The organism is Streptomyces sp. 8K308, from assembly GCF_004348315.1.
GTDB lineage: Bacteria > Actinomycetota > Actinomycetes > Streptomycetales > Streptomycetaceae > Streptomyces.
In genome coordinates, this window is the sequence record NZ_SMKC01000353.1 from 1 (window position 1) to 7,190 (window position 7,190).

General features: G+C 73.0%; 7 protein-coding genes and 1 pseudogene. 3 read left to right on the forward strand and 5 right to left on the reverse strand.

Annotated features, from left to right (window positions below; all coding sequences use genetic code 11):
• The 4 genes and pseudogenes from E1265_RS30850 to E1265_RS30865 form a co-directional block, all read right to left on the reverse strand.
• Positions 1-1,587: pseudogene (locus E1265_RS30850) on the reverse strand (ATP-binding protein); the annotation flags it as partial.
• A 185-nt stretch (positions 1,588-1,772) separates the two neighbouring features.
• Positions 1,773-2,066 carry an STAS domain-containing protein gene (locus E1265_RS30855; RefSeq protein ID WP_132934273.1) on the reverse strand — a complete coding sequence of 98 codons (294 nt, stop codon included), beginning with the start codon at positions 2,064-2,066 and terminating at the stop codon, positions 1,773-1,775.
• Between the two features lie 182 nt (positions 2,067-2,248).
• Entirely contained in the window at positions 2,249-3,097 is an 849-nt protein-coding gene (locus E1265_RS30860; protein ID WP_132934274.1) for a 3-hydroxyacyl-CoA dehydrogenase family protein, read from the reverse strand.
• A gap of 96 nt (positions 3,098-3,193) precedes the next feature.
• On the reverse strand, positions 3,194-3,832 hold the full coding sequence (locus tag E1265_RS30865) for a TetR/AcrR family transcriptional regulator (RefSeq protein ID WP_132934275.1): 639 nt from the start codon (positions 3,830-3,832) through the stop codon (positions 3,194-3,196).
• A gap of 80 nt (positions 3,833-3,912) precedes the next feature.
• Here E1265_RS30865 and E1265_RS30870 point away from each other — a divergent pair, with 80 nt between their 5' ends.
• The 3 genes from E1265_RS30870 to E1265_RS30880 all read left to right on the forward strand — a co-directional run bounded on the left by E1265_RS30870 (position 3,913) and on the right by E1265_RS30880 (position 6,357).
• The gene (locus tag E1265_RS30870; protein WP_132934276.1) at positions 3,913-4,698 is read left to right on the forward strand and encodes an ABC transporter ATP-binding protein; all 786 of its coding nucleotides are present in this window, start codon (positions 3,913-3,915) and stop codon (positions 4,696-4,698) included.
• 53 nt (positions 4,699-4,751) lie between these two features.
• Complete coding sequence (locus tag E1265_RS30875; RefSeq protein WP_132934277.1) at positions 4,752-5,504, forward strand: ABC transporter permease; 753 nt, start codon at positions 4,752-4,754, stop codon at positions 5,502-5,504.
• Positions 5,505-5,784: 280 nt separating this feature from the next.
• A complete protein-coding gene (locus E1265_RS30880; protein WP_132934278.1) occupies positions 5,785-6,357 on the forward strand; it encodes a cob(I)yrinic acid a,c-diamide adenosyltransferase in 573 nt (190 codons plus the stop codon).
• Positions 6,358-6,444: 87 nt separating this feature from the next.
• On the opposite strand, the gene E1265_RS30885 is transcribed toward E1265_RS30880, so the two are convergent.
• Positions 6,445-7,017, reverse strand: coding sequence for a hypothetical protein (locus E1265_RS30885; protein ID WP_132934279.1), 573 nt, complete (start codon positions 7,015-7,017; stop codon positions 6,445-6,447).
• Positions 7,018-7,190: the final 173 nt, after the last annotated feature.

Genomic DNA, 7,190 nt, shown 5'->3' on the forward strand with positions numbered 1-7,190 from the left:
GCCGACGGGGGTGAGGCGGGTGGTGTCGTGGTGCACGGCCGAGGCCGGCGGGTCGGTGACCGCCGGCAACGCGGCCGTGCTGGCGGCCGACGGCAGGGCAAGCGGCTGGGTGACGTCCTGGGCGTTCGGCGGCAGGGCCAGCGGCCGGCTCAGGTCGTCGACGAGGGCCAGGGCGCGACGGCCCGCGACCGCGCCGCCCGCGTCGGACAGCACGCCGCGCAGCGCCGTGGACGCCTCGAGCTCGGCGCGCGCCCTGGCCAACTGCCCCTGGCAGATGGCGAGCACGCCCAACTCGTGGTGGAAGTAAGCCTGTTGTGCTACCGCGCCGGCGCCACGCGCCGACTCGGCGCCGCTGCGCAGCACCCGCTCCCAGACGTTCCAGCGGAGCGAGGCGGCGAGCGCGGGCGCGGCGACCCGCGCGAGGTCGGCGACGGCGACCGCGTGGCCGGCGCGCTGCGCGGCCTGGACCACGCTCGGCAGCACCTCGGCCTCGGCTGCCGCGTCCGCGCCGGTGACGCCGCGGCGGCCGAACCACGCCGCGTAGTGCTGGGCCGCGGCGAGCGACCTGGCCTCGGCGCCCTCCGCGTACCCGGCGCCGAGCAGGTCGCCGAGTGCGGCGGAGGTGAGCCGGTGGCGGGCGCCGATCGGGCTGAGCAGGCCGCTGGCCACCAGCGCGGCGTGCTGGTCGGGGGCGGCGGGGTCGCCGGCGAGGGTGAGCAGCCGCTCGGGCCCAGGCACGACGTCGCCAAGCGCCACCGCGAGGCGCAGGATCTCGCGGGCGCCCTCGGGCAGGGCCTCGGCGAGCGCGAGGGTGAGGCCGGCCGGCTCGGGCAGCTCGGCACCGCCGGAGGGTGCCCCGTCGCGCAGCCGCAGCAAGGCGCCGGCCTGGACGAAGCACTGCGGCAGGCCCTCGCTGTGGAACCAGAGGTCGCCGGCCCAGTCGGCCTCCACGTCGGTCAGCGGGCGGGCGACGGCGAGTTCGAGCAGTTCGAGGCAGGCGGTGCGGCTGAGGCCGCCGATGGTGAGCTCGGTGACCTGGGAGCGCTCGCCGGGGGCCGGCACGCCGGGGCGCGCGGATATGAGAAAGGCGCACTCGGGCGTGGCCTCCAGGATCTCGTCGAGCGCCGTGCCGCCGAACTCGATGTCGTCGATGACCACCACGGCGCCGACCTCGCGCAGCTCGGCGACCAGCTCGGTGGGGCCCGGGCGGTAGCCGGGGGTGTGGTGGACGGCGGCGTACAGCTCGTGCAGCAGGTCCCTGGGCCCGCGCCGGTAGCCGCTGAGCCGGATGACGCCGTAGGGCGCGAGCTCGGCGCAGTCGCGGGCGACGGCGGCGAGCAGGGTGCTGCGGCCGCTGCCCGCGGGTCCGGTGAGGCGGACGGAGCGGCCGCGGGCCAGCAGCCGGTAGAGGCGGTGCCGCTCCTCCTCGCGCTCGAGCAGCGGGCCGTCGAGGGCGGGCGCCGGACTCTCGCCGCCGGGGGCCCGGCGCGGGGCTATCGGGCGACGCCCCGGCGGGCAGGAGACGATCTCGCTGCCGTCGACGGGGTTGACGGTGAGGAGGAAGTCCCCGGCGACCAACTCAACCATCAGGCGGGGTCCTTCGGCCGATCCGTCCGCGTCCCGGGACGGCTCACCGTAGGGTACGGGGTGGTTGAGGTCCATGGTCAGTGTCTCTCGCGCGGTCCGGGGAGCTTGGCTGCCCCCACGCTACCGCCGCCGCCCGACGCTTCGCACAAGCGGGCAGGTCACCGTGGGATCACGGAGCAGGCGGGTCACGGCGCGATGGTGAGGACGCGGTGCAGCCGGGTGGCCACCAACACCCGCCGCATACGCGGCGGCACGTCGTGCAGCACCAGGCGCCGGCCGCAGCGACCGGCCCTGCGGTGGGTGCCCATGATGACGCCGAGCCCGGTGGCGTCCCACGAGTCGAGCCCGGCCAGGTCGAGCACCAGGTCGCCGTCGCCGGCGTCCACCGCGCGGTGCAGGGCGGTCCTGGCGTCGTGCGCGCTGCGCACGTCGAGCCGCCCGGCGACGACCAACCTCGCGTGGTCGCCCCTGATGTGCATGGATGACTCCCCGATTCCGTGGTGGTGACAGCGGCAGATGGTGCTGACGGTGATTCAGAGTTCAAGGGTTCAGACTTATACAGCAGACGGTGCCGTGGGTGACGGGGTTGCCAGCCGTGCTCAAACCGATACCGAAACCCGGTTCGCGATCACCCGGCCGAGTGACCGGGTGGTCGCGGCGGTCAGTAGCGGTAGAAGCCACGGCCGGTCTTGCGCCCGAAGTCGCCGGCGTCGACCATCCGGCGCATCAGCTCGGGGGGCGCGAACTTCTCGTCCCTGGACTCCGCGTAGATGTTCTCGGTGGCGTGGCTGAGGATGTCGACGCCGGTGAGGTCGGCCGTGGCCAGCGGCCCCATGGCGTGGCCGAAGCCGAGCTTGCAGGCGAGGTCGATGTCCTCCGCCGAGGCGACGCCGGCCTCGTAGAGCTTGACGGCCTCCACCACCAGCGCCGAGATCAGCCGGGTGGTGACGAACCCCGCGACGTCGCGCTCGACGACGATGCAGGTCTTGCCGGTGGACTCGGCGAACTCCCGGGCGGTGGCCAGGGTCTCGTCGCTGGTCCTGAGGCCGCGGACCAGCTCGCACAGGCTCATCAGCGGCACCGGGGAGAAGAAGTGGGTGCCCACGACGCGCTCGGGGTGCCGGGTGGCGGCGGCGAGCTTGGTGATGGGGATGGCCGAGGTGTTGGAGGCCAGCACGGTGGTGTCCTTGACCAGGCCGTCCAGGGTGCGGAACAGCTCGCGTTTGACCTCGACCTGCTCGAAGACGGCCTCCACCACGATGTCGGCGTCGGCCACGGCGTCGAGCTCGGTGCTCGTGGTGATCCGCTCGAGCGCGGCGGCCGCCTCGCCCTCCGCGAGCTTGCCCTTCTCAACGAACCTGGCCCAGGACGCCTGGACGCCCTCGATGCCCCGCCGCAGCGCCTCCTCGGTGGTGTCGACCACGGTGACCCGCCAGCCCGCCTGCGCGGCGACCTGCGCGATGCCGGAACCCATCAGTCCGGCGCCGATGACGGCGAGTTCCCTGGCCACGTGATCTCCCTCGATCCGGTGCGAGTTAAGGGGTGCACGACCCTACTACCCACGGGTAGCCGTTCGGCACGGCGCACGGGCGGGAAGAGACGCGCGTCACGCGTCGGGGCGCCTTGCGTAGTCGAGGACGCGGTCGCTCATCAGCCACTGGGCGTCGTCCAGCATCTCCAGCATGCGCTTGGCGGCCACGGGCACCGGCTCGTCGTTCAGCAGGCAGAAGCCACCGGTGCGGAACACGCTGGCCTGGACGGACATCAGGTGCTCGGCGATCAGCTCGGGGATCCGGTCGTCGGGGGCGGCGCCGGCCTCCGCGCGCAGCACCTCGGCGAGCCGCTGGCCGGTCTGCTGCTGCATCTCGCGCAGCCGGTGCAGCAGGGCGGGGGAGCCGAACGCGGTGCGCATGAACCTGCCGTATCCCTCGCTCAGCCCGACCCAGGGCCGGCGCTCCTCGATGTCCTGCCGCAGCCCGCGGAGGATCGCCTCGGTCGCCGACTCGCCGGGGAACCGCTCAAGCACCCGGCGCGCGGGGCGCTCGATGTTGTCGGCGGCGCGGTCGAAGAACAGGTCCTCCTTGGCGGGGAAGTAGTTGTAGACCGTGTTGACCGAGACCTCGGCGGCCTCGGCGATCTCCGCCACGGTGACCGCGTCGAACCCACGCTCGATGAACAGCCCGGTGGCGACGTCGGAGATGTGCTGCCGCGTCTGTTGCTTCTTGCGCTCTCTCAGGCCGCTCATGACCTCATCGTAGCCATCCTTGACCAACTTAAAACTTGGGGACGTTGCAATCTTTCAGTGACCCTGCTTTTCTAGGGGGCATGGCACCGATCCTCACCACCCACGACCTCGCCCGCACCTTCCAGACCAAGCGCGGCACGGTGGAGGCCGTCCGCGGCATCGACATGTCCGTCGAGCCCGGCGAGATCCTCGGCTTCCTCGGCCCCAACGGCGCCGGCAAGAGCACCACCCTGCGCATGCTCACCACCCTCCTCGCGCCCACCAGGGGCAGCGCCACCATCGCCGGCCACGACCTGGCCCGCGCCCCGGAGGCCGTCCGCCGGGTCATCGGCTATGTCGCGCAGTCCAGCGGCGTCGCCCCCGACGAGCTGGTGCGCGACGAACTCGTCTTCCAGGGCCGCCTCTACCGGCTGCCGCGCACCGAGGCGGAGGCCAGGGCCGAGGAACTGGCCGCCGAGCTCGACCTGACCGAGCTGCTCGGCCGCAGGTGCTCGGAGCTCTCCGGCGGCCAGAAGCGCCGCCTCGACATCGCCCTGGCGCTCGTCCACCGCCCCGAAATGCTCTTCCTCGACGAGCCCACCACCGGGCTCGACCCGGGCAGCCGCGCCGACCTGTGGGACCTGATCCGCCGCGTCCGCGGCCGGCAGGGCACCACCGTCTTCCTCACCACCCACTACCTGGACGAGGCCGACGAGCTCTCCGACCGGCTGGTCGTCGTCGACGGCGGCCGGGTCGCGGCCGAGGGCACCCCGCTCCAGCTGAAGACCCGCCACGGCGGCTCGCCGGACGCCTCCCTGCAGGACACCTTCATCGCCATCACCGGACGCGGCCCCAAGAAGGACGACCTCGCGCCCGTCGCCCTCTGAACCCCGAGCCGGTCTCCCCGAGCCCACCCCGCAGCGAAGGAATCACCGCCACCATGTCCCACCTGCTCGCCGACACCCGCGTCGTCTACGGCCGCTACCTCCGGCAGACGCTGCGCTCCCACATCGGCCTCGTCTTCGGACTGCTCCAACCCACCCTGTTCCTCGCCTTCTTCGGGCCGCTGCTCGAGGACGTGCCGCTGGGCGGCAGCGGCGACTCCTGGCAGACCCTCGTCCCCGGCCTGCTCGTCCAACTCGGCCTGTTCTCCGCCGCGTTCGCCGGATTCGGCATCATCATGGAGAAGCAGCTCGGCATCGTGGAGCGGATGCGGGTAACGCCGGTCAGCCGGCTGGCGCTGCTGCTCGGCCGGGTGCTGCGGGACGCCACCCAGCTGCTCGTGCAGTCCCTGCTGCTCGTGCTGCTCGGCGTCGCGTTCGGGCTGCGCGCCCCGGTCCTCGGCGTGCTAATCGGCTTCGCCTTCGTCAGCCTGCTCGGCGTCTCGCTCGCCTCGCTGTCCTATGCCTTCGCGATGCGGGTCAACACCATCCAGGAGTTCGCCCCGGTCATCAACTCGATCAACCTGCCGGCGATGCTGCTTTCCGGCATCCTGCTGCCGATGGCCCTGGCGCCGGTGTGGCTCGACACCGTCTCCCACTTCGTGCCGTTCCGCTACCTGGTGGACGCCGTCCGGGCGGCCTTCGTCGGCGACTACGGCGGCGACATGGCCCTCGGCGCGCTGGTCGCGGTCGGCCTCGCGGTCGTCTCCATTACTTTGGGCACCCGCATCTTCCGCAAGGCGGGCGCGTAGCCGCTCCACGGCGCGAGCCCGCGTCGAGCGCCGGTGCGCCGGCCAGGCCCTGTCCGGGCGGTCTTCGCGGATCGCCCCTTGGCTCCCCCAGGCCTGGCGGCCCGGGTGGGGGCGCCCCCAGCCGCTTCGCCCAAGGCGCCGCACGCGGCGGAGCCGCCCATCGGCAGCAGCGCGGCTCATACCTGACCGTACTCGCGCGCGGCGTGGGGCAACGCAGCGAGGTGCCATAGCTGGCGGAGCGGGCCGGCAAGGTCGCCCGGACAGGGCCTACGCTCAGCCCATGGTGAATCTCACGCGGATCTACACCCGCACCGGGGACCAGGGGACCACCGCGCTCGGCGACAACAGCCGGGTGCCCAAGACCGACGCCCGCATCGCCGCCTACGCCGACGCCAACGAGGCCAACGCCGTCATCGGGACGGCGTTGGCCCTCGGCCAGCTGTCGGACGAGGTGCGCGCCGTGCTCGTCCGGGTGCAGAACGACCTCTTCGACGTCGGCGCCGACCTGTGCAACCCCGTCGTCGCCGAGCCCGAGTTCCCGCCGCTGCGCGTCGAACAGCGCTACGTCGACCGCCTGGAGGAGGACTGCGACCGCTTCCTCGCCGACCTCGACAAGCTGCGCAGCTTCATCCTCCCCGGCGGCGCCCCGGGCGCCGCCCTGCTGCACCAGGCGTGCACCGTGGTCCGCCGCGCGGAGCGCAGCACCTGGGCCGCCCTCGAACTGCACGGCGACACGATGAACCCGCTGACCGCCACCTACCTCAACCGGCTCTCCGACCTGCTGTTCATCCTCGCCAGGACGGCCAACAAGGAGACCGGCGATGTGCTCTGGGTGCCGGGCGACAACCGGTGACGCTCCGCTAGCGTTCATGACGCTTCGCTGAGGGCCAGGACGGCGGTCGCGGGCCCCGTCGCCGGCACCCGGGGGTGCCGGCCGGTGTCACGGCTCGTTCCGCCGGACCGCTTCCTCGGGCGTCAGCCCGCTGGCCTTGCCTGGCCAGATCGTGTAGTAGAGGGCGACCAGGGCGTGGATGCCGACCGCCCTGGCGGCCGCGCCCTCGGTCGAGCGGAGCGGGGACGCCGCGTCCGCGTCGTCGATCAAGAGGATCATGGCCTCGATCACCACGACCGCGATGGCGGCGGCCAACAGCGTCCTCGTCCAGATCCGCCACTCGTAGGCGCTGCGCTCCCTGCCGTACAGCTCCAGCTTCGGCGGCCTGGGACCGCCGCCCAGGCGGTGGGCGGCGTGCCGGTCGGCCCAGGCGATCACCGAGTGACCGTAGGCGACGGTGAAGCCGAGGTAGAGCGCGGCGAGGCCGTGCGTGTAGGACGGTTCGCCGCCGTCTCTGAGGTCCCAGGCCGTGGCGGCCAGCAGCAGCACGTCGATCAGCGGCACCGCGAGCAGCAGCACGGTGCTCGCCCGCCGCCTGCGCAACAGGTAGCGGACGGCCAGGCCGGCCGCGAGCACCACCCAGAAGGCGACCTCGGCGGCCAGGATGAAAGCGACGATCACGGCAACGACTCCTTCCCCCGTCGCCTCCATGCTCGACCGGCACCGGCCCCGCCGCGTCCGCTTCCCCGGTGATCCTCGGGCCTCCCGGCTGCATCCTTCGATGTAGGCCGGACGAGGGTCCCGGCCGCCGCCGCGACGTGTTTCGATGGAGCGGTGCGCCGCCCACCCCGCCC

Bases quoted from the DNA above. Each gene is read 5' to 3' on its own strand.
- E1265_RS30855 (WP_132934273.1), bottom strand. From the start codon at position 2,066: ATGCACATCAGGGGCGACCACGCGAGGTTGGTCGTCGCCGGGCGGCTC.
- E1265_RS30865 (WP_132934275.1), bottom strand. From the start codon at position 3,832: ATGAGCGGCCTGAGAGAGCGCAAGAAGCAACAGACGCGGCAGCACATC.
- E1265_RS30870 (WP_132934276.1), top strand. From the start codon at position 3,913: ATGGCACCGATCCTCACCACCCACGACCTCGCCCGCACCTTCCAGACC.
- E1265_RS30875 (WP_132934277.1), top strand. From the start codon at position 4,752: ATGTCCCACCTGCTCGCCGACACCCGCGTCGTCTACGGCCGCTACCTC.
- E1265_RS30880 (WP_132934278.1), top strand. From the start codon at position 5,785: ATGGTGAATCTCACGCGGATCTACACCCGCACCGGGGACCAGGGGACC.